The sequence below is a fragment of the Marinobacter sp. SS8-8 genome (genome assembly GCF_030540945.1).
Classification (GTDB): Bacteria; Pseudomonadota; Gammaproteobacteria; order Pseudomonadales; family Oleiphilaceae; genus Marinobacter.
This window is the reverse complement of sequence record NZ_JASSVN010000001.1, coordinates 109,373-128,496: the sequence shown is the minus strand read 5'-3', so window position 1 is coordinate 128,496 and position 19,124 is coordinate 109,373. Positions and strand designations below refer to the sequence as shown.

Below are 19,124 nucleotides of genomic sequence, written 5' to 3'. Positions count from 1 at the left end.
TGAATGTCCAACCCTAAGCATGACAAGGGCGAACACTACCTGACGACGCCCAAGGCAGAACCTTTCCTGGAGCGACTGATTTTCAACAACCGGGCACTCATCCTGATTGCCTTTGCCGTGTTGACGCTGTTTCTAGGTTACAACGCCATCAAGATCCAGCCTGATGCCAGTTTCGAGCGTATGATCCCGCTGGAACATCCGTACATCGTTAACATGCTGGAACATCGGGACGACCTCGAAAATCTCGGTAACTTCGTCCGTATCGCCGTAGAGGCAAAAGAAGGCGATATCTTTACCCAGGAGTACATGGAAACCCTGAAGCAGATCACGGACGAGGTTTTCTATCTGGATGGCGTGGACCGCTCGGGTCTTAAATCCCTGTGGACCTCGAACGTCCGCTGGGTGGAAGTGACCGAGCAGGGTTTCCAGGGCGGAACCGTCATTCCGGATAACTACGATGGTTCAAGGGACAGTCTTGAACGGTTGCGTCAGAACGTTCTGCGCTCCAATGAAGTCGGGCGCCTGATTTCCGATAACTTCCGGTCAACGATTGTATACGCGCCGTTGTATGAAAAAAATCCGGAGACCGGTGAGGCTCTGGACTATGGTGAATTCTCCCGTCAGTTGGAAGAAAAGATCCGTGAAAAGTACGAGGCCCAGAATCCGAACATTAAGATTCATATTGTCGGTTTTGCAAAAAAGGTTGGCGATCTGATTGAAGGGATTGGCTCCATCGCCTGGTTTGCCGGCATCACCATCGTGCTGACCACACTGCTGCTGTTCTGGTATTCCCGTTCGATTGCCGGAACCCTGGTTCCCGTCTTTACCTCGATCATTGCGGTTTTTCTGCAGTTGGGAACCCTGCGGTTGATGGGGTATGGCCTGGATCCGTATTCGGTTCTGGTGCCGTTCCTGGTGTTTGCGATTGGTATCAGTCATGGCGTCCAGATTGTTAACGCCATGGCGGTCGAGGCGGCCAAGGGCTTTGACTCGGTAACCGCTGCCCGCCTTGCCTTTCGCGCCCTTTATATCCCGGGTATGTTGGCGCTGATTTCCGATGCGTTCGGCTTCCTCACACTCATCTTCATTGAAATAGACGTAATCCGGGATCTGGCGGTGGCAGCGGGTATTGGCGTTGCCTTCGTTATCCTGACCAATCTGGTGCTGCATGTTCTGATCATGTCTTACATCGGGATTTCCCAGAGCGGTATTCGCCATGTGCAGAACCATGGGGAAAAGCAGGACCGGAAGTGGCGCGTCATGTCCTACTTTGCGCATCCGGGCGTGGCGCCCATCTCCCTGCTGATCGCCGTGATTGGCCTTGGGCTTGGCCTTTACTACAAACAAAACCTCAAGATTGGCGATCTGGACCGGGGTGCCCCCGAGCTGCGTGCGGATTCCAGATACAACAAGGACAACGCCTACATCATCGACAACTACTCCACCAGTGCCGATGTGCTTGTGGTAATGGTAAAGACGCCGAAAGAGCAGTGTACCCAGTACAATGTGCTGCGTGCCATGGACGCCCTGCAATGGGAATTGCAGAATACACCGGGTGTACAGTCTTCCGTTTCGCTGGCGGACGTGTCCAAAATGGTGACCAAGGCGCTGAATGAGGGTAACTGGAAGTGGTACGAGATTTCCCGCAACCAGACCATCATCAACGCCTCCATTCGCGAGGCACCGGCCGGGCTGATCAATACCGACTGCAGCCTGACACCCGTGCTTGTGTTCCTTGAGGATCACAAGGCGGAAACGCTGGAAACGGTTGTTGAGCGTGTTGAGGAGTTCGCCAGCGCCAACAGTACCGAGGAGCACAGGTTCCTGTTGGCAGCGGGTAACTCAGGCGTTGAGGCGGCGACCAACGAGGTGATTTCCAGCGCCAAGGACAAGATGCTGTTGCTGGTTTACGGCGTGGTGAGCTTACTGTGCTTCGTCACATTCCGTTCAATTCGCGCGGTGCTCTGCATTGTGATACCGCTTGGCCTGACGTCTGTCCTTGGTGAGGCGATCATGGCGGTGTCCGGTATTGGCATCAAGGTAGCGACGTTGCCGGTTATTGCCCTGGGGGTGGGTATTGGTGTCGACTACGGCATCTATATATACAGCAAGCTCGAGAAGTATCTTCTTGAGGGCAAGCCCCTTCAGGAGGCCTATTACGAGACACTGCGCTCTACCGGCAAGGCGGTTATGTTCACCGGTGTGACCCTGGGCCTCGGTGTGGTGACCTGGATATTCTCACCGATCAAGTTCCAGGCGGACATGGGCTTTCTCCTGTTCTTCATGTTCCTGTGGAACATGGTTGGCGCCATCTGGCTGCTGCCGGCGCTTGCCCGGTTCCTGTTGCGGCCGGATCAGATGCTTGCAAAGGCGCGCGCGGCGAAATAAGATTTGCAGCGACGTGAACAGCAAAAAGCCCGAAATGCGGACTTTTTGCTGTCTGATCAATCGGTTAGCGAGCCAGTCCACACTTTATTTCTGGCCTGAAGTGGTCTATGTTCTAGGATGATGAGAGTGTTCGCTCGCAGCAAAAGGCGGGCAATTGATGATAACGACCAGAAAAAAGAAGAATTCACATGACACTGAAACTCAAAGCCTCTGCGTTTGCCGTTGCTGCCGCTGTTGGCCTGAGTGTGGCCTCAGCGCCCGTGACCGCACAGGAGCAGCAGTTCGTGACCATCGGTACCGGCGGTGTGACTGGGGTTTATTACCCGGCCGGCGGTGCCATCTGCCGTCTGGTGAACATGGATCGCAAGGAGCATGGCATTCGCTGCTCCGTCGAAAGCACCGGCGGTTCCGTCTACAACCTGAACGCCATTCGCCAGGGCGAGCTGGATCTGGCGGTTGCCCAGTCCGACTGGCAGTACCATGCCTACAATGGCACCAGCCAGTTTAAGGACGGCGGCGCCAACAAGAAGCTTCGTGCGGTTTTCTCCCTGCACCCGGAACCGTTCACCGTTGTTGCCAGCAAGGGCTCCGGCATCAGGACTTTTGAAGACCTTGAAGGCAAGCGTGTGTCCGTGGGCAACCCCGGTTCCGGCCAGCGTGCAACGGCTGAAGTGCTGATGGATGAGATGGGCTGGACCATGGACAAGTTTTCTCTGGCGGCTGAGCTGAAAGCGGCGGAGCAGTCCCAGGCGCTGTGTGATGGCAACATTGATGCTTTCTTCTACACGGTCGGGCATCCCTCCGGCGCCATCAAGGAAGCGACCACTTCCTGCGACAGCGTCATCGTTGAAGTGGATAATACCGCCACCCAAAAGCTGATCGACGAGAACCCGTACTATCGTAAAGCCATCATTCCCGGTGGCATGTACCGCGGAACCGACGAGGATGTGGCCACCTTCGGGGTAGCAGCAACCTTTGTGTCCTCTACCGATGTGTCCGAGAAGGTGGTTTACGAAGTGGTCAAGGCAGTGTTTGAAAACTTTGACAGTTTCAAACGCCGGCATCCGGTATTTGCCAACCTGGAGAAGTCAGAAATGGTATCTGATGCCCTGAGCGCGCCGCTGCATCCGGGTGCCCTGAAGTACTACAAGGAAGCGGGTCTGATCAAATAACGATTGGCCGGACAATCGGGTGTGGCCTGTGCCACCCCGATTGTTGTTTCCTTCCCCTCCTTCACAGGACATACCTATGACCGGCAAAGATCCTGGCTCCGGGGATTCCGCAGATACCTCAGCCGTAGATCAGTTCCTGCAAACAGAAACCGGCGGGCGTGCCGGCACCGGATATGCTGCGGTGCTTCTGTTTGTTATTCCTGTGGTCTGGTCGCTGTTTCAGTTGTGGATTGCTTCGCCACTGCCCTACCTGTTTGAAGTAGGGGTGTTTAACTCAACAGAGGCACGTTCGATCCACCTGGCGTTTGCGTCTTTCCTGGCGTTTGCTGCCTTCCCCATGGTCAAGGGGCGGCACGGTACCTCTAACGCAGTGCCCTTTTATGACTGGATTCTCGCGCTCCTTGCTGCGTTCTCGTCGGCGTACCTGTACATCTTCTATAAGGAGCTGTCGGCTCGGCCGGGTGCGCCAATCCTGCAGGATCTGATCATCGCAATGCTCGGCCTGGTGCTTCTGCTTGAGGCGACCCGCCGTGCCCTTGGCCTGCCGCTCACGATTGTGGCTGCCGTGTTCATTTTCTATTCGCTCGCGGGCCCCTACATGCCGGATGTGATTTCCCATGGAGGCGCCAGCCTGGAAAAGCTCGCGTCGCATCAGTGGTTGGGTACCGAGGGTGTGTTCGGTGTTGCCCTGGGTGTCTCCACGAGCTTCGTGTTCTTGTTCGTGCTTTTTGGGGCCTTGCTGGAGAGAGCCGGAGCGGGTAACTATTTCATCAAGGTTGCCTATGCCTCGCTGGGCCACATGAAGGGTGGTCCGGCGAAGGCGGCGGTGGTGTCCAGTGGCTTGAGCGGAATCATCTCCGGCTCCTCCATTGCCAATGTGGTTACCACTGGCACCTTTACAATTCCGCTGATGAAGCGGGTCGGATTTCCAGCCACAAAAGCCGGTGCCGTAGAAGTGGCGGCGTCCACCAATGGCCAACTGACGCCGCCAGTAATGGGGGCAGCAGCGTTCCTGATGGTGGAGTATGTGGGCATTTCCTACCTGGAGGTGATGAAACACGCGATCCTTCCCGCAATGATTTCCTATATTGCCCTGATCTATATTGTCCACCTTGAGGCCTGCAAACTGAACATGCAGGGGCTGGAACGGCCGAACAAGCCGACGCTTGCCCAACGGTTGCTGACCTGGGTCTTTATGCTCCTGGGCCTGTCGGTGCTGACCCTGGCGGTGTACTACGGAATTGGCTGGACCAAAGAGGTATTCGGTGCCGCAGCGGTGTGGGTTCTGGGGCCCGTTGTGCTGGCCATCTACATCGGATTGGTGGGTTATGCGGCCAGATTCCCGGACTTGCAGGAAGATGATCCGGCCGATTCGATGGACGAGCTGCCACCACTGGGGCGCACGGTGAAAACCGGTCTTTACTACCTCTTGCCTGTTGTGGTCCTGATCTGGTGCCTTACGGTGGAGCGTTTCTCACCGCAGCTTTCCGCATTCTGGGCGACCATGTTCATGATCTTCATAGTGGTTACCCAGGTACCGCTCAAGAACCTGTTCCGCAAACGGGGAGCCATCGGAGGGGCGATCAGACAGGGCGTTGTGGATGTCGTGAATTCACTGGCAACCGGCGCCAGGAACATGGTTGGCATTGGTGTGGCGACGGCATCAGCGGGTATCGTTGTTGGCACGGTCACGCTCACGGGCATTGGCCTGGTGATGGCCCAGTTTGTCGAGTTTATCTCGGGCGGCAACCTGATGCTTATGCTGGTTTTTACGGCTGTGATCAGTCTTATCCTGGGCATGGGGCTGCCGACCACCGCCAATTACATTGTGGTATCGACCCTGATGGCGCCGGTTATTGTGACACTGGGGGCCCAGAATGGGCTGATCGTGCCGCTCATTGCTGTGCACCTGTTCGTGTTCTACTTCGGGATACTGGCGGACGACACGCCGCCGGTAGGGCTTGCGGCTTACGCCGCCGCTGCGATTTCCGGGGCTGACCCGATTCGAACGGGTGTTCAGGGGTTCACCTACGATATCCGGACCGCGATCCTGCCGTTCATGTTTATCTTCAACACCCAGTTGCTGCTGATCGGGCTGACCGGATGGTTCGATCTTCTGGTCACCGTATTCAGTGCGGTGACGGCCATGCTGGTTTTCTCCGCGGCAACGCAGGGGTTCTGGTTCACCCGCACCCGCTGGTGGGAAACCCTTTTCCTGCTATTGATAACCTTCACTCTTTTCCGGCCCGGGTTCTGGTGGGATAGGGTCTATCCTCCGGTTGAGAGTCGCTCGGGGACCGAGATTATGGAGTATATCGAGACGGTTCCGGCGGGTGAGGATATTGTCATCAAGGCCACGGGCATGACCATAGATGGCGATGAGAAGTCGACATTCCTGCAACTGCCATTGCCTGCGGGCGAGACTCCCGAAGCCCGGCTCCGGGAATCGGGTCTTGGTTTGCGCCGGGACGGCGATCAGATGGTTGTGGACTTTGTATCCTACGGCAGTGTGGCCGAAAATGCCGGCCTGTACTTCGACTGGACGATCAATGCCTTTCAGGTTCCGCTGGAGCGCCCGCCGAAAGAGCTGATGTTTATTCCGGCACTGGTGCTTCTCGGGCTGGTTGCCTTCGGGCAGTTGCGCCGGCGGGCCAGGGAAGAGGGGGCGGTGGAGTCAGCCTGACGAATGTTTCTGTCCGTAAAAGCCCGGCATTAACCTGTCGGGCTTTTTTCTGTTAGACTTCGCCCCGAATCGGCCCGCGGTTTGTGTCGCGCAGTGCCGTCAACATGTGGTCTCTGGTATAGATCACCGCTGAGTAACCAACAGGAGCTTTCCATGCCCGTCGTAACCCTGCCCGATGGCAGTCGCCGCAGTTTTTCCGAGCCCGCCACCGTTCATGATGTCGCCGCCGATATTGGTGCCGGCCTCGCCAAAGCCGCTCTTGCAGGAAGGGTGGATGGCCGGCTTGTAGACACCAGCTACCGCATTGAAGACGATGCCGAGCTGGCCATTGTCACCGAGCGTGATGAAGATGGCGTCGATATCATTCGTCACTCCACTGCCCATTTGCTGGCAATGGCCGTCAAGGAGCTGTTTCCGGCCGCCCAGGTTACTATTGGTCCGGTTATCGATAACGGCTTCTATTACGACTTCAAGTTTGATCGCCCCTTTACCAACGAGGATCTGGCACGGATCGAGAAACGCATGGAGGAACTCTCGAAACAGGACATTCCGGTTTCCCGGTCTGTTATGTCCAGGGAAGACGCCGTCAAGCTGTTTGAGGAGATGGGTGAGGAGTACAAGGTGCGCATCATTGAGGACATTCCCGGTGATGAGGACCTGTCCTTCTATCGCCAGGGCGACTTCATCGACCTGTGCCGCGGCCCCCATGTGCCCAGTACCGGCAAGCTGAAGGCGTTCAAGCTGACCAAGGTTTCTGGCGCTTTCTGGCGTGGTGACACCAGCAACGAACAGCTGCAGCGCGTTTACGGCACGGCCTGGGGCAACAAGAAGGACCTGAAGGCGTACCTGCACCGCCTGGAAGAAGCCGAAAAGCGTGATCACCGAAAGGTTGGCAAAAAGCTCAATCTGTTCCACATGCAGGAAGAAGCCCCCGGGATGGTGTTCTGGCACCCGGACGGCTGGTTGCTGTACCAGGAAATTGAGCAGTACATGCGCCGCAAGCAGCAGGAGCATGGTTACAAGGAAATCAAGACGCCTCAGGTGGTGTCCCGTACTCTGTGGGAAAAGTCGGGTCACTGGGACAAGTTCAAGGACGACATGTTTACGACGGAGTCGGAGAAGCACGACTACGCCATCAAGCCCATGAACTGCCCATGCCACGTACAGGTCTTCAACCAGGGGCTGAAGAGCTACAAGGATCTTCCCCTGCGACTGGCCGAGTTCGGTTCCTGCCATCGTAACGAGGCGTCAGGCGCACTGCACGGCCTGATGCGTGTTCGCGGCTTTACGCAGGATGATGCCCACATTTTCTGCGAAGAGAATGCGATCCAAAAGGAAGTGTCGGCCTTCATTGGGATGCTGCATGAGATCTACACGGATTTCGGCTTTACCGAGATCCTGTACAAGTTGTCCACCCGCCCTGAGAAGCGGGTCGGTTCCGACGAAGTCTGGGACAAGGCCGAGGCCGCGCTGGAAGAGGCGCTGAATCGTGAGGGCGTGGATTGGGAGTTGTTGCCGGGCGAAGGCGCTTTCTACGGCCCTAAAATCGAATTCTCCCTGAAAGACTGTATCGGCCGGGTATGGCAATGCGGTACCATTCAGGTCGATTTTTCCATGCCGGGCCGCCTTGGCGCCCAGTATGTGGCAGATAATTCCGAGCGTAGGACGCCGGTCATGCTGCACCGGGCGGTGCTCGGATCGTTCGAGCGGTTCATCGGTATTCTGATTGAGGAATACGAAGGCGCATTCCCCACCTGGCTGGCGCCAACCCAGGCTGTGGTTCTCAATATCACCGACAATCAGCGTGATTATTGTCAGAATCTGGCGAAAAAATGGGGTTCCTTGGGCTTTAGGGTTAATGCTGACTTGAGAAACGAGAAGATCGGCTTTAAAATCCGCGAGCATACTATTAATAAAGTTCCCTTTTTGATTGTTGTCGGAGACAAAGAAATCGACAACAACGCCGTCGCGGTGAGAACCCGTAAAGGTGAGGATCTGGGAACCATGTCGCTTGAGGCGTTCGAACAGCTGCTGGCTGATGACATTCAACGCAAGGGCAGAACCAAAACGGAGATCTGATTATTAAACAGCGAGCGAATCGGGGTGGGCGCACACCAAAAGCGCCGATCAATGAGAATATTGACGCAACGGAAGTCCGCCTGATTGATGCCGAAGGCAATCAGGTTGGTGTCGTACCGATTGAAGATGCAATCAAGCAGGCAGAAGAAGCGTCTCTTGATCTGGTTCAGGTTACGGATTCCGATCCGATCGTCTGTAAGATAATGGACTACGGCAAGAAAATCTTCGATGAGAAGAAGGCCAAGGCGGCTGCCAAGAAAAAACAGAAGCAGACGCAGGTCAAAGAGCTTAAGTTCCGTCCAGGAACTGAAGAAGGGGATTATCAGGTAAAACTACGCAACCTGGTACGTTTCCTTGAAAACGGGGACCGCGGCAAAATCACGATCCGCTTCCGTGGCCGTGAGATGGCACACCAGGAAATTGGTATGCAACTCATGCAACGCATAGAAGCAGACGTGGAAGAGCTTGCCCAGGTAGAGATGCGGCCGAAAATGGAAGGCCGGCAGATGACCATGGTTGTGGCGCCCCGCAAGAAGAAGTGAACCTGATCGGGTGCTTGTCCCCCGCGGATGCGGGGGATTTGTCGTTCAGGGGCACATCATTGTGTATTTAAAAATAGAATGCGGAGTTTTAAAAATGCCTAAGATGAAAACCAAAAGCGGAGCCACCAAGCGGTTCAAGAAAACCGCGACTGGCTTCAAGCACAAGCAGTCCTTCACCAGTCATATCCTGACCAAGAAGAGCCCCAAGCGTAAGCGTCAGCTCCGTGGTACCAAGCTGATTGCCAAGTCTGATGTGGCCTCCATCAAGCGTATGACAGCGTGCTGATTCAGCCGCTAACGATTCCTGCAAAGGTTTAAAGGTAGAAGGATTAAAGTATGGCTCGTGTAAAACGTGGTGTGGTCGCACGCCGTCGTCACAAAAAGATTCTCAGTCAGGCCAAAGGTTATTACGGCGCTCGCAGTCGTGTATTCCGTGTGGCCAAGCAAGCGGTTATCAAGGCCGGTCAGTATGCTTACCGCGACCGTCGTAACCGTAAGCGCGCTTTCCGCGCTCTGTGGATTGCCCGTATCAATGCCGGTGCCCGCGCCAACGGTCTGTCCTACAGCCGCCTGATCGCTGGCCTGAAAAAGGCAAACGTTGAAATTGATCGTAAGGTTCTGGCCGATCTGGCCATGAACGAGCAGCAGGCGTTTGCCGCTGTTGTTGAGAAGGCCAAAGCGTCCCTGTGATTGCTTAGCTCTTTCATCGATTACTGATCGATACAGGCGCCTCATGGCATCATGATGGCGTCTCCTGATAGGGGAAGGGCACGCTCTTCCCCTATTTTTGTTTGTGAAACTGCGTTTTAGCACTTCCATTTCTGGTTTGGAGCAGGGTCAATGGAAAACCTGGAGCAACTGGTTCAGGACGGTTTGGCGGCAGTAGACAAAGCCGACAGCCTGCAGGCACTTGATCAGATTCGTGTTGAGTATCTGGGCAAAAAAGGGGTTATTACCCGGCAGGCCAAAGCCCTGGGCAAGCTTTCCGCTGAAGAGCGTCCGGCAGCTGGCCAGAAGATCAATGAAGCCAAGGGGCAGGTGGAGCATGCGATCAACGCAAGACGAGGCGATCTTGAGCGCGTCGCCATCGAGCAGAAACTTGCCAGTGAATCCATTGACGTTACCCTCCCGGGCCGCGGCCAGGAACTTGGCGGTTTGCATCCGGTTACCCGCACCCTGCAGCGGATTGAGCAGTTTTTTTCCCGGGCTGGCTATACCGTTGAGCAGGGGCCGGAAATCGAAGACGACTACCATAACTTCGAGGCCCTGAACATTCCCGGGCACCATCCTGCCCGTGCCATGCACGACACCTTCTATTTCAATCCCGGCACCCTGCTGCGCACCCACACCTCGCCGGTTCAGATCCGCACCATGGAGGCCGGCAGGCCTCCGTTCCGAATGATCTGCCCGGGCCGGGTGTACCGCTGCGATTCGGACATGACCCACACGCCCATGTTCCATCAGGTGGAAGGTTTGCTGGTGGAAAAGAATGTCAGCTTTGCGGATCTGAAAAGCACGGTGGAGGAGTTTCTCCGGGTGTTCTTCGAGCGGGATTTGCAGGTTCGCTTCCGTCCGTCCTACTTCCCCTTCACCGAACCCTCCGCGGAAGTGGATATTGAATGGGGGCGGGAAGCGGATGGCAGCATCAAGTGGCTGGAAGTGATGGGCTGCGGAATGGTGCACCCCAAGGTATTTGAATATTGTGGAATTGATGCCGAGCAGTACCGTGGCTTTGCGTTTGGTATGGGCGTTGAACGCCTGGCCATGCTTCGTTACGGCGTGAACGACCTGCGCATGTTCTTTGAAAACGACCTGCGCTTCCTGCGCCAGTTTCGTTAACAAGGCGGCCGTCAGGGCATTCAGACAAACAGGAAAATCCGCATCAGGACAAGGCAATAACCATGAAATTCAGTGAACAGTGGCTGCGCGAGTGGGTTAATCCGCAAATCGGTACCCAGGAATTGATGGACCAGATCACCATGGCGGGTCTGGAAGTGGACGGTTTTGAGCCGGTGGCGGGCCAGTTTAGCGGTGTGGTTGTCGGTGAAGTGCGGTCAGTGCAGCCCCATCCGGATGCGGACAAACTCCGGATCTGCCAGGTCAGCGATGGCATGCATGTTGTCCAGGTGGTTTGCGGTGCCCCCAACGCCCGGGAAGGCCTCAAGGTGCCGTTTGCCGTGGTTGGTGCGGTTCTGCCCGGTGATTTCAGGGTCAGGAAAGTCAGGCTCCGCGGTCAGCCTTCCGAAGGTATGCTGTGCTCCGAGTCAGAACTGGGGCTGTCCGAGAATCATGACGGACTGATGGAGTTGCCGTTCGATGCACCGGTTGGCCAGGATGTTGCAGCTTATCTCAAGCTGAACGATGTAACCATTGATGTGGATTTGACTCCCAATCGGGCCGACTGCCTTTCTATCAAAGGCATTGCCCGGGAAGTGGGGGTGCTCAATCGCCTACCGGTAGAGGCCCCGGCCATCGAGCCGGTAGAAGCGGCACACTCAGAAGTGCCGGATATACGGGTCGAGGCCCCGGCCGGTTGCCCGCGCTATCTCGGCCGGATTCTTCGTAATGTGAACCTGCAGTCTGAGTCGCCGCTGTGGGTGCAGGAGAAGCTGCGCCGTTCCGGCATTCGCTCCATCGATGCGGCGGTGGACGTAACCAACTACGTAATGCTGGAGCTTGGCCAGCCCATGCACGCGTTCGACCGTGACGAGATTTGTGGTGGCATCGTTGTGCGTATGGCGAGGGTCGGTGAGAAACTGGTGCTGCTCGACGGCCAGGAAGTGGAACTGACCCAGGGCACACTGGTGATTGCTGATCATGAAAAGCCAATTGCCATTGCCGGTGTTATGGGCGGCAAACATTCCGGCGTCGGCCCGAAAACCCGGGATCTGGTTCTGGAGTCGGCCTACTTCGACCCCATTATTCTGGCCGGCAAGGCACGTCATTATGGCTTGCATACGGATGCCTCCCACCGCTTCGAGCGGAGTGTGGATTACAAGCTGGCCCGTGACGCCATGGAGCGTGCAACCCGCCTGCTGATGGACGTCGTCGGCGGTGAGCCGGGCGAAATTGTCGAGGTGGTCAGCGAGGAGGATATTCCCGGGGATCGTGTAGTCGACCTCCGGGCCCGGCGCCTCAATGATATTCTGGGTGTGGAAATTTACCGCACCACGGTCGAGGAGATCCTGGCCAGGCTCGGGTTCAGGATAGAGAAGCTGCTGAAAGACGGGTGGAGGGTAAGCGTGCCCAGCTTCCGTCCGGACATTTCAATCGAAGAAGACCTGATCGAAGAAGTGGGGCGGATCTACGGTTACAACAACCTGCCTGTTACCGAGCCTGCCGGTCCCCTTGGGCTGCGCCCGGAGAAAGAGGCTGTCCGCCCGTTATCGGCCATTCGCAATTTCTTTGTGGATCATGGTTACCAGGAAGCGGTGACCTACAGTTTCGTGGATCCGAAGGTGCAGCGACTGGTTGACCCTGGGCGCGAGGGTATCGCTCTGGCCAATCCGATTTCCTCCGACCTCTCGGTGATGCGCACCAGCCTCTGGAGTGGTCTGCTGAAAACGGTGGCCTATAACCAGAACCGGCAACAGTTGCGTATTCGCCTGTTCGAGACCGGTCTGCGTTTCCTTCGGGAGGGCGAGCGGATTGACCAGCAGCCGATGCTTGCCGGTGTGGTGGTTGGCAGTCAGTATCCCGAAAACTGGGCGAACGGCCGCAGAACGGCGGATTTCTTTGATGTAAAAGGGGATTTGGAGAGCCTGTTCCGTTTGCTGGGCATCGAAATTCAGTTTGTCGGCAGTCAGCATCCTGCCCTGCACCCCGGACAGACCGCGGAGCTGTTGCGGGACGGAGAACATGTCGGTTGGCTAGGCACGTTGCATCCACAAGTTCAGAAAAATCTTGAACTTAATGGCACGGTCCTGATGTTTGAGCTATTCTTGAATTCGGTCGTTACCGGGCATGTGCCTAATTTCAGAGAAATTTCAAAATTCCCGGAAGTTCGGCGGGATTTGGCTATTATTATCGGGAGCGATGTGGCGTTTGCGGATGTGGAGCGTGTGGCCAAAAAGCATGCCGGTGAACGCCTGACAGCGTTACGTGCGTTCGATGTCTACGAAGGCGAGAGCCTGGGTGAGGGTAACCGAAGCCTGGCTCTGAGCCTGTTCTGGCAGCACCCCGAGCGGACATTGAACGAGGATGAAGTGCATTCGCTCTTCGGCGGTGTGATCGACGCATTGAAAGAAGAGCTGGGGGCAACACTGAGGAGTTGAGATATGGCGGCTTTGACGAAAGCGGAAATGGCAGAGCGGTTGTACGAGGAGTTGGGCCTGAACAAACGCGAAGCCAAGGAGATGGTGGAAGCTTTTTTCGATGAGATCAGAGGCGCACTCAGCCATAATGAGCAAGTGAAGTTGTCGGGTTTCGGTAACTTCGATCTGCGCGACAAGAAACAGCGGCCGGGACGGAACCCGAAAACCGGGGAAGAAATCCCGATCAGTGCACGCCGCGTTGTTACGTTTCGCCCGGGGCAAAAACTCAAGCAGAAAGTAGAAGCGTATGCTGGAACCCAGTCATAATAACGAGCTTCCCGCCATTCCGGGAAAACGCTATTTTACGATAGGTGAGGTGGCGGATCTGTGCGCGGTAAAAGCACACGTCCTGCGCTATTGGGAGCAGGAATTTCCTCAGTTGTCGCCGGTCAAGCGCCGGGGCAACCGCCGTTATTATCAGCGGGCAGACGTGATCACCATCCGCCAGATTCGCAGCCTGCTCTATGATCAGGGATACACCATCGGTGGCGCCAAGCAGAAGCTGAGCAGTCACGAGGTAAAAGACGACACCTCCCAGTACAAACAACTGATCCGCCAGATGATCACCGAGCTGGAAGAGGTGCTCGAAGTTCTGAATGCGCCGGTGAAATAGAGTTCGGTCGGGCCTGAAAAACCGGGACGGTGTTCGTTGCCCCGGTTTTTTTATGTCCGCAGGGTTACTGTTTCTTGCAGGTCTTGATGCCCGGCAGTGAGTATTGGTCTGCTACCTGAGACTTGCCGGGAGCAGTTCTGTCAGCTTTACTGGCCAGGGAGCAGGGGTTAAATCCACGCCGGGGCCGGGCAATCCCGGAGGGCGGGGAGGGCCTCCAGGGCGCGGGCGTGCTGGTTTTCGTCTGCCCGGGGAATTCGGTTACGGGTCAGAAAGCCAGCATCTGAATCCAGTCGTGATTTCCATGGAATGTGTCTGTGAATTTGATCGGGATCAACGAATGTGAATGAGTGGCCTGTTAATTCAGTTCCGTTTCAGGCTGGGCGGATAGGGTAATGGTTCAGGACAGGAGGGGGTATGCCGGACACGGTCAATAACTTGCTGGTCAACTATTGGGCTACTGGTTTTTTTGTGATCACTGCCTTGGGTTTGTGTGCCTTTATGGCAGGCGTTTCCCACCTGCTTGGCGGGCGCAGCCATGGCGTCAGTAAAACCATCCCGTTCGAGTCCGGTATTGTCGGTGTCGGTGACGCCCGCCAGCGGTTTTCGGTCAAGTTTTATCTGGTCGCGATGCTCTTTGTGATCTTTGATATTGAGGCGGTGTTTCTGTTTGCCTGGGCGGTTGTGATTCCGGAAACGGGCTGGAGCGGATTCTGGGGCGCGGCGGTTTTCATACTGATACTGCTTGCCGGCCTGCTCTACGACAGCCGCTCAGGGGCTCTGGAGTGGGCTCCCGAGGGTTCTCAGGGGTACAGGGAGGACTGAATCAGATTGGTTCCCGGACGTTGATCACCGCCAGCAAACCTTTATGGAGACCCGCCATGCCTTACAGATTGACACGAGTCGACGAAGAGCCGGAATCCAGCGGCCGTTATCCGCTGGGGCGCCAGTCATCGGAGGAATACGTCAAAAGCCAGCTGGAACGCAACGTGTTCACCGGCAAACTGAGTGACGTCCTCAACTCGGCGGTGAACTGGGGGCGCAAGAACTCCTTGTGGCCCTATAACTTCGGCCTGTCCTGCTGCTACGTGGAAATGACCACCGCATTTACCTCGCCCCATGACATTGCACGCTTCGGATCGGAGGTGATTCGTGCCTCACCGAGGCAGGCCGACTTCATGGTGATCGCGGGGACCTGTTTCATCAAAATGGCGCCGGTCATCCAGCAGCTTTACGACCAGATGCTGGAGCCCAAGTGGGTCATTTCCATGGGTTCCTGTGCCAACTCCGGTGGTATGTATGACATCTATTCGGTGGTTCAGGGGGTCGACAAGTTCCTGCCCGTGGATGTCTATGTGGCGGGCTGTCCGCCTCGGCCCGAGGCTTTCCTGCAGGCACTTCGCCTGCTGCAGGACTCGATTCAGGAGGAGCGGCGGCCGCTGTCCTGGGTTGTGGGAGATCAAGGAGTTTACAAGGCCGAGATGGGGTCCCAGCGGGCGCAGAAACGGGACCGGCGAATCCAGGCCACCGAACTGAGGACGCCGGACAAACTCTGAGCGTCGATTACCGATTCGTCCGACCGTGACAGGAGATTAGTCAGCATCATGACCACAGACGCTCTCGATACCAACGCACTGGCCCAGTCCGGCATTGATCGCGCCCTCGGGCTGCTGGACGGATTCCGGGAGCACATCGAGCACGTTCAGCCCACCCTGACCGGGATGCCGGTGCTGTGGGTGCGGCGTGAGCGGGTGGTGGAGATACTGCGCCACCTGAAGGCACCGCCGGCGTCTTTTTCCATGCTCTACGATCTCTCGGCCGTGGACGAACGGCTTCGTGCACACCGGGACGGGTTGCCGGCCGCGGATTTTACTGTCTTCTATCATCTGCTGTCGGTGGATCGCAATGAAGACCTGATCATCAAGGTGGCGCTGACCAGTGGCGACCTGAACCTGCCCACCGTGACCCCGGTGTTCGCCAATGCCAACTGGTATGAGCGGGAAATCTGGGATTTGTTCGGCATTACCGCTACCGGGCATCCCCATCTGCAACGGCTGCTCATGCCTCCCACCTGGCATGGCCACCCATTACGCAAGGACTACCCCGCGCGGGCTACGGAATTCGATCCCTACACCCTGACGGTGGACGGGCAGCAGGCGGAGCAGGAGGCGCTGAAATTTGAACCGGAAGCCTGGGGTATGCAGCGTGAGCGGGATGGCAGCGAGTTTATGTTCCTCAACCTGGGCCCTAATCATCCCTCTGCCCACGGTGCATTCCGGATAGTCCTTCAACTGGACGGCGAAGAGATCATCGACTGCGTGCCGGATATTGGCTATCACCACCGGGGCGCGGAAAAGATGGCTGAGCGCCAGACCTGGCACAGCTTCATTCCCTATACCGACCGCATCGACTACACCGGCGGTGTGATGAACAACCTTCCCTATGTACTGGCGGTTGAGAAGCTGGCGGGTATCGAGGTGCCTGACCGGGTCAAGACGGTCCGGGTGATGATGGCGGAGATATTCCGCATCACCAGCCATCTGCTGTTCCTGGGTACCTACCTGCAGGACCTGGGCGCCATGTCGCCGGTGTTCTACAGCTTCACCGACCGCCAGCGGGCCTATAAGGTGATCGAGGGCATTACCGGTTTTCGCATGCATCCGGCCTGGTACCGGATCGGCGGCCTTGCGCAGGACCTGCCCGGGGGCTGGCAGCAACTGGTGCAGGAGTTCCTTGACTGGATGCCGCCGCGGCTGCGGGAGTATGAGCTGGCCATGATGAAAAATGCCCTGGTGCGGGATCGGACCCGGCATGTGGCTGCTTTCACCACCACCGAGGCCCTGGAATGGGGCGTGACCGGTCCCAACCTGCGGGCCACCGGCTGCAACTTCGATCTGCGCAAGCAGCGGCCCTATTCCGGCTATGAGAACTTCGACTTCGAGGTGCCCCTGGGGCAGAACGGAGACGTTTTCGACCGTGGCCAACTGCGCATTGAGGAAATGCGGCAGAGCCTGCGCATTATTCAGCAATGCGTGGACCATATGCCCGCGGGCGACTACAAGGCGGATCATCCATTGACCACCCCGCCACCCAGGGAGCGGATGTTGCAGCACATCGAAACGCTGATCACCCACTTTCTGCAGGTGTCCTGGGGCCCGGTTCTGAAACCCGGTGAATCCCTGCAAATGGTGGAGGCCACCAAGGGCATTAACAGTTATTACCTGACCAGTGACGGCAATAACATGAGCTACCGAACCCGCATCCGGACGCCGAGCTTTCCGCACCTGCAGCAGATACCGTCCCTGATGCGTGGGGGCTTTGTGCCGGACCTGATCGCCCACCTGGGCAGTATCGATTTCGTAATGGCAGACGTGGATCGCTGATGATGGCAACAACTCCGCACACAACCGACCTGATCGGCAGTGACCGTTTTGAACTGCACCCGGATGACGAAGCCGAGATTCTCCGGGAAAAGCAACACTATGAACAGCCCCAGGCCGCGTGTATCGAGGCGCTGAAAATTGTCCAGCGTCGACATGGCTGGGTTCCTGACGGTGCCATATTGGCCATCGGGCGGCTGCTGGGCCTGGGGTTTGCTTCGGTGGAGGGGGTGGCTACCTTCTACAGTCTTATTTTCCGCCAGCCGGTCGGGCGTCATGTGATTTTGGTCTGCGACAGCAGTTCCTGCTTCCTGGACGGGTATGAAACGCTGAAACAGGCCCTGGTGGAGCAACTGGGGGTGGACTATGGCGCCACCACCGCCGATGGCCGCTTCACGCTGTTGCCCGTGTGTTGTCTCGGCGCCTGTGACGGTGCTCCGGCGCTGATGATTGACGGCGAAACCTTCGGGCCGGTCACACCGGAGGATCTGCCCGACCTTCTGGAGGGCTACCAATGAGCCGATCCATCTCAGGTCGAGGCTACTCGCTGCGCTATCACAGCCGGATACGGCAACCCAATGCGGAGCGTCAACCCGAAACCCACCCGCTGACCTGGAGGCTGAGGGACGACGGCGAGGTGGTCTGGCTTGGCGAATACCTGGATAAGGATGGTTATCAGTCGGTCCGCCGGGCATTGGCCGAGAGCGATCCCCAGGGCATCATCGCCCTTGTCAAAGACGCCAATGTGCGTGGCCGGGGCGGCGCCGGTTTTTCCGCCGGTGTCAAGTGGAGCCTGACGCTGCAGGGGGGTGACATGCCCCGGGGCTACCTGATCTGTAATGCTGATGAAATGGAGCCGGGCACCTTCAAGGACCGGTTGCTGATGGAGCAGCAACCCCATCTGCTGATTGAGGGGATGATCCTCGGAGCCCGGGCCAATAATGCCCGGCAAGGCTATATTTTTCTGCGGGGTGAATACGTGGAGGCCGCCCGGGTGCTGAACCGGGCCATTGACGAGGCCCGCGAAGCCGGCTGGCTGGGGCCGGATATCGATGGCAGCGGGTTCGATTTCGACATCGCGGTGCATACGGGGGCGGGGCGCTACATCTGCGGCGAAGAAACGGCTCTGATCAATGCGCTGGAGGGGAAACGCGCCAACCCCAGGGCGAAGCCGCCGTTCCCCGGCCAGTCCGGAGCCTGGGGCAGGCCCACGGTGGTCAACAACGTCGAGACCCTGTGCAACATACCCGCCGTGATTCTCCATGGCGCTGACTGGTATCGGAACCTGTCCGGTAGCCGTACCGGCGACGGCGGCACCAAGCTTTATGGCGTGTCGGGGCCGGTTGCGGAGCCGGGCCTTTGGGAGTTGCCCATGGGCGTCACCGGAGCCGAGCTCCTCGACCGGGCCGGGGGGCTGCGGGAAGACCGCCGGCTCAAGGCGTGGCTGCCCGGGGGCACCAGTACCGGCTTTCTGTTGCCAGAGCACCTGGAACTGCCCCTGGACTTTGACACCATCGCCAATGTCGGCAGCCGGCTGGGCACCGGCCTGATGACGGTGGTCCCCGAGGACCGGAGCATGGTGTCGCTGATGCGCAACCTGGAGGAGTTCTTCGCCCGGGAATCCTGCGGCTGGTGCACTCCGTGCCGTGATGGTCTGCCCTGGGTGGTGAAGCTGCTCCGGGACCTGGAAAAGGGGCAGGGGCAGGCCGGCGACATCGAAATGCTCGACAAGTTGGCGGCGGATTGTGGTCCGGGGCTGACCTTCTGCGCTCTTGCCCCTGGTGCCGCCATGCCGCTGGAAACGGCGTTGCAGCACTTCCGACAGGAGTTTGAGCAGGGCATTGGCAAGGTAAGCGGCGACACCCGAGGCGATCCGGACTGGGTCGCAGCGAGCACGCCGGCAAGCAGCCGTTAGTTTCAACAGTCACTTTTAACAAACACTGATCGCACTTTCTAG

General features: G+C 57.5%; 16 protein-coding genes. All 16 read left to right on the top strand.

Features of this window, described 5'->3' with window-relative positions; all coding sequences use genetic code 11:
- Positions 1 to 3 precede the first annotated feature (3 nt).
- The 16 genes from QPL96_RS00530 to nuoF all read left to right on the top strand — a co-directional run bounded on the left by QPL96_RS00530 (position 4) and on the right by nuoF (position 19,082).
- Positions 4 to 2,388, top strand: a complete 2,385-nt coding sequence (locus QPL96_RS00530; RefSeq protein ID WP_303284883.1) for an RND family transporter — start codon at positions 4 to 6, stop codon at positions 2,386 to 2,388.
- A gap of 188 nt (positions 2,389 to 2,576) precedes the next feature.
- Entirely contained in the window at positions 2,577 to 3,560 is a 984-nt protein-coding gene (locus tag QPL96_RS00525; protein ID WP_303284882.1) for a TAXI family TRAP transporter solute-binding subunit, read from the top strand.
- Positions 3,561 to 3,636: 76 nt separating this feature from the next.
- Positions 3,637 to 6,243 (top strand): TRAP transporter permease, encoded by a 2,607-nt coding sequence (locus QPL96_RS00520; protein ID WP_303284881.1) that lies wholly within the window; start codon positions 3,637 to 3,639, stop codon positions 6,241 to 6,243.
- Between the two features lie 153 nt (positions 6,244 to 6,396).
- The gene (thrS, locus tag QPL96_RS00515; protein ID WP_303284880.1) at positions 6,397 to 8,322 is read left to right on the top strand and encodes a threonine--tRNA ligase; all 1,926 of its coding nucleotides are present in this window, start codon (positions 6,397 to 6,399) and stop codon (positions 8,320 to 8,322) included.
- Positions 8,319 to 8,864, top strand: coding sequence for a translation initiation factor IF-3 (gene infC, locus QPL96_RS00510; RefSeq protein ID WP_303285223.1), 546 nt, complete (start codon positions 8,319 to 8,321; stop codon positions 8,862 to 8,864). Before thrS ends, infC begins: the two co-directional genes overlap by 4 nt.
- Before the next feature lie 94 nt (positions 8,865 to 8,958).
- Complete coding sequence (gene rpmI / locus QPL96_RS00505) at positions 8,959 to 9,150, top strand: 50S ribosomal protein L35 (RefSeq protein WP_007151842.1); 192 nt, start codon at positions 8,959 to 8,961, stop codon at positions 9,148 to 9,150.
- A gap of 50 nt (positions 9,151 to 9,200) precedes the next feature.
- The gene (gene rplT, locus QPL96_RS00500) at positions 9,201 to 9,554 is read left to right on the top strand and encodes a 50S ribosomal protein L20 (RefSeq protein WP_099619021.1); all 354 of its coding nucleotides are present in this window, start codon (positions 9,201 to 9,203) and stop codon (positions 9,552 to 9,554) included.
- A 150-nt stretch (positions 9,555 to 9,704) separates the two neighbouring features.
- Positions 9,705 to 10,703, top strand: a complete 999-nt coding sequence (gene pheS, locus QPL96_RS00495) for a phenylalanine--tRNA ligase subunit alpha (RefSeq protein ID WP_303284875.1) — start codon at positions 9,705 to 9,707, stop codon at positions 10,701 to 10,703.
- A 62-nt stretch (positions 10,704 to 10,765) separates the two neighbouring features.
- Complete coding sequence (gene pheT, locus QPL96_RS00490) at positions 10,766 to 13,138, top strand: phenylalanine--tRNA ligase subunit beta (protein ID WP_303284874.1); 2,373 nt, start codon at positions 10,766 to 10,768, stop codon at positions 13,136 to 13,138.
- 3 nt (positions 13,139 to 13,141) lie between these two features.
- Positions 13,142 to 13,444, top strand: coding sequence for an integration host factor subunit alpha (gene ihfA / locus QPL96_RS00485; RefSeq protein ID WP_007151838.1), 303 nt, complete (start codon positions 13,142 to 13,144; stop codon positions 13,442 to 13,444).
- Positions 13,425 to 13,790 carry a MerR family transcriptional regulator gene (locus QPL96_RS00480; RefSeq protein ID WP_303284872.1) on the top strand — a complete coding sequence of 122 codons (366 nt, stop codon included), beginning with the start codon at positions 13,425 to 13,427 and terminating at the stop codon, positions 13,788 to 13,790. Before ihfA ends, QPL96_RS00480 begins: the two co-directional genes overlap by 20 nt.
- Positions 13,791 to 14,204: 414 nt before the next feature.
- Positions 14,205 to 14,612 carry an NADH-quinone oxidoreductase subunit A gene (ndhC, locus tag QPL96_RS00475; RefSeq protein ID WP_303284871.1) on the top strand — a complete coding sequence of 136 codons (408 nt, stop codon included), beginning with the start codon at positions 14,205 to 14,207 and terminating at the stop codon, positions 14,610 to 14,612.
- A gap of 56 nt (positions 14,613 to 14,668) precedes the next feature.
- Positions 14,669 to 15,343 (top strand): NADH-quinone oxidoreductase subunit B, encoded by a 675-nt coding sequence (locus QPL96_RS00470; protein WP_303284870.1) that lies wholly within the window; start codon positions 14,669 to 14,671, stop codon positions 15,341 to 15,343.
- 48 nt (positions 15,344 to 15,391) lie between these two features.
- A complete protein-coding gene (gene nuoC, locus QPL96_RS00465) occupies positions 15,392 to 17,170 on the top strand; it encodes an NADH-quinone oxidoreductase subunit C/D (protein WP_303284869.1) in 1,779 nt (592 codons plus the stop codon).
- Positions 17,170 to 17,685 carry an NADH-quinone oxidoreductase subunit NuoE gene (nuoE, locus tag QPL96_RS00460; protein WP_303284868.1) on the top strand — a complete coding sequence of 172 codons (516 nt, stop codon included), beginning with the start codon at positions 17,170 to 17,172 and terminating at the stop codon, positions 17,683 to 17,685. The genes nuoC and nuoE overlap by 1 nt, the downstream gene beginning before the upstream one ends.
- Entirely contained in the window at positions 17,682 to 19,082 is a 1,401-nt protein-coding gene (nuoF, locus tag QPL96_RS00455; protein ID WP_303284867.1) for an NADH-quinone oxidoreductase subunit NuoF, read from the top strand. The genes nuoE and nuoF overlap by 4 nt, the downstream gene beginning before the upstream one ends.
- Positions 19,083 to 19,124 lie beyond the last annotated feature (42 nt).

Bases quoted from the DNA above. Each gene is read 5' to 3' on its own strand.
- QPL96_RS00530 (WP_303284883.1), top strand. From the start codon at position 4: ATGTCCAACCCTAAGCATGACAAGGGCGAACACTACCTGACGACGCCC.
- QPL96_RS00525 (WP_303284882.1), top strand. From the start codon at position 2,577: ATGACACTGAAACTCAAAGCCTCTGCGTTTGCCGTTGCTGCCGCTGTT.
- QPL96_RS00520 (WP_303284881.1), top strand. From the start codon at position 3,637: ATGACCGGCAAAGATCCTGGCTCCGGGGATTCCGCAGATACCTCAGCC.
- thrS (WP_303284880.1), top strand. From the start codon at position 6,397: ATGCCCGTCGTAACCCTGCCCGATGGCAGTCGCCGCAGTTTTTCCGAG.
- rpmI (WP_007151842.1), top strand. From the start codon at position 8,959: ATGCCTAAGATGAAAACCAAAAGCGGAGCCACCAAGCGGTTCAAGAAA.
- rplT (WP_099619021.1), top strand. From the start codon at position 9,201: ATGGCTCGTGTAAAACGTGGTGTGGTCGCACGCCGTCGTCACAAAAAG.
- pheS (WP_303284875.1), top strand. From the start codon at position 9,705: ATGGAAAACCTGGAGCAACTGGTTCAGGACGGTTTGGCGGCAGTAGAC.
- pheT (WP_303284874.1), top strand. From the start codon at position 10,766: ATGAAATTCAGTGAACAGTGGCTGCGCGAGTGGGTTAATCCGCAAATC.
- ihfA (WP_007151838.1), top strand. From the start codon at position 13,142: ATGGCGGCTTTGACGAAAGCGGAAATGGCAGAGCGGTTGTACGAGGAG.
- QPL96_RS00480 (WP_303284872.1), top strand. From the start codon at position 13,425: ATGCTGGAACCCAGTCATAATAACGAGCTTCCCGCCATTCCGGGAAAA.
- ndhC (WP_303284871.1), top strand. From the start codon at position 14,205: ATGCCGGACACGGTCAATAACTTGCTGGTCAACTATTGGGCTACTGGT.
- QPL96_RS00470 (WP_303284870.1), top strand. From the start codon at position 14,669: ATGCCTTACAGATTGACACGAGTCGACGAAGAGCCGGAATCCAGCGGC.
- nuoC (WP_303284869.1), top strand. From the start codon at position 15,392: ATGACCACAGACGCTCTCGATACCAACGCACTGGCCCAGTCCGGCATT.
- nuoE (WP_303284868.1), top strand. From the start codon at position 17,170: ATGATGGCAACAACTCCGCACACAACCGACCTGATCGGCAGTGACCGT.
- nuoF (WP_303284867.1), top strand. From the start codon at position 17,682: ATGAGCCGATCCATCTCAGGTCGAGGCTACTCGCTGCGCTATCACAGC.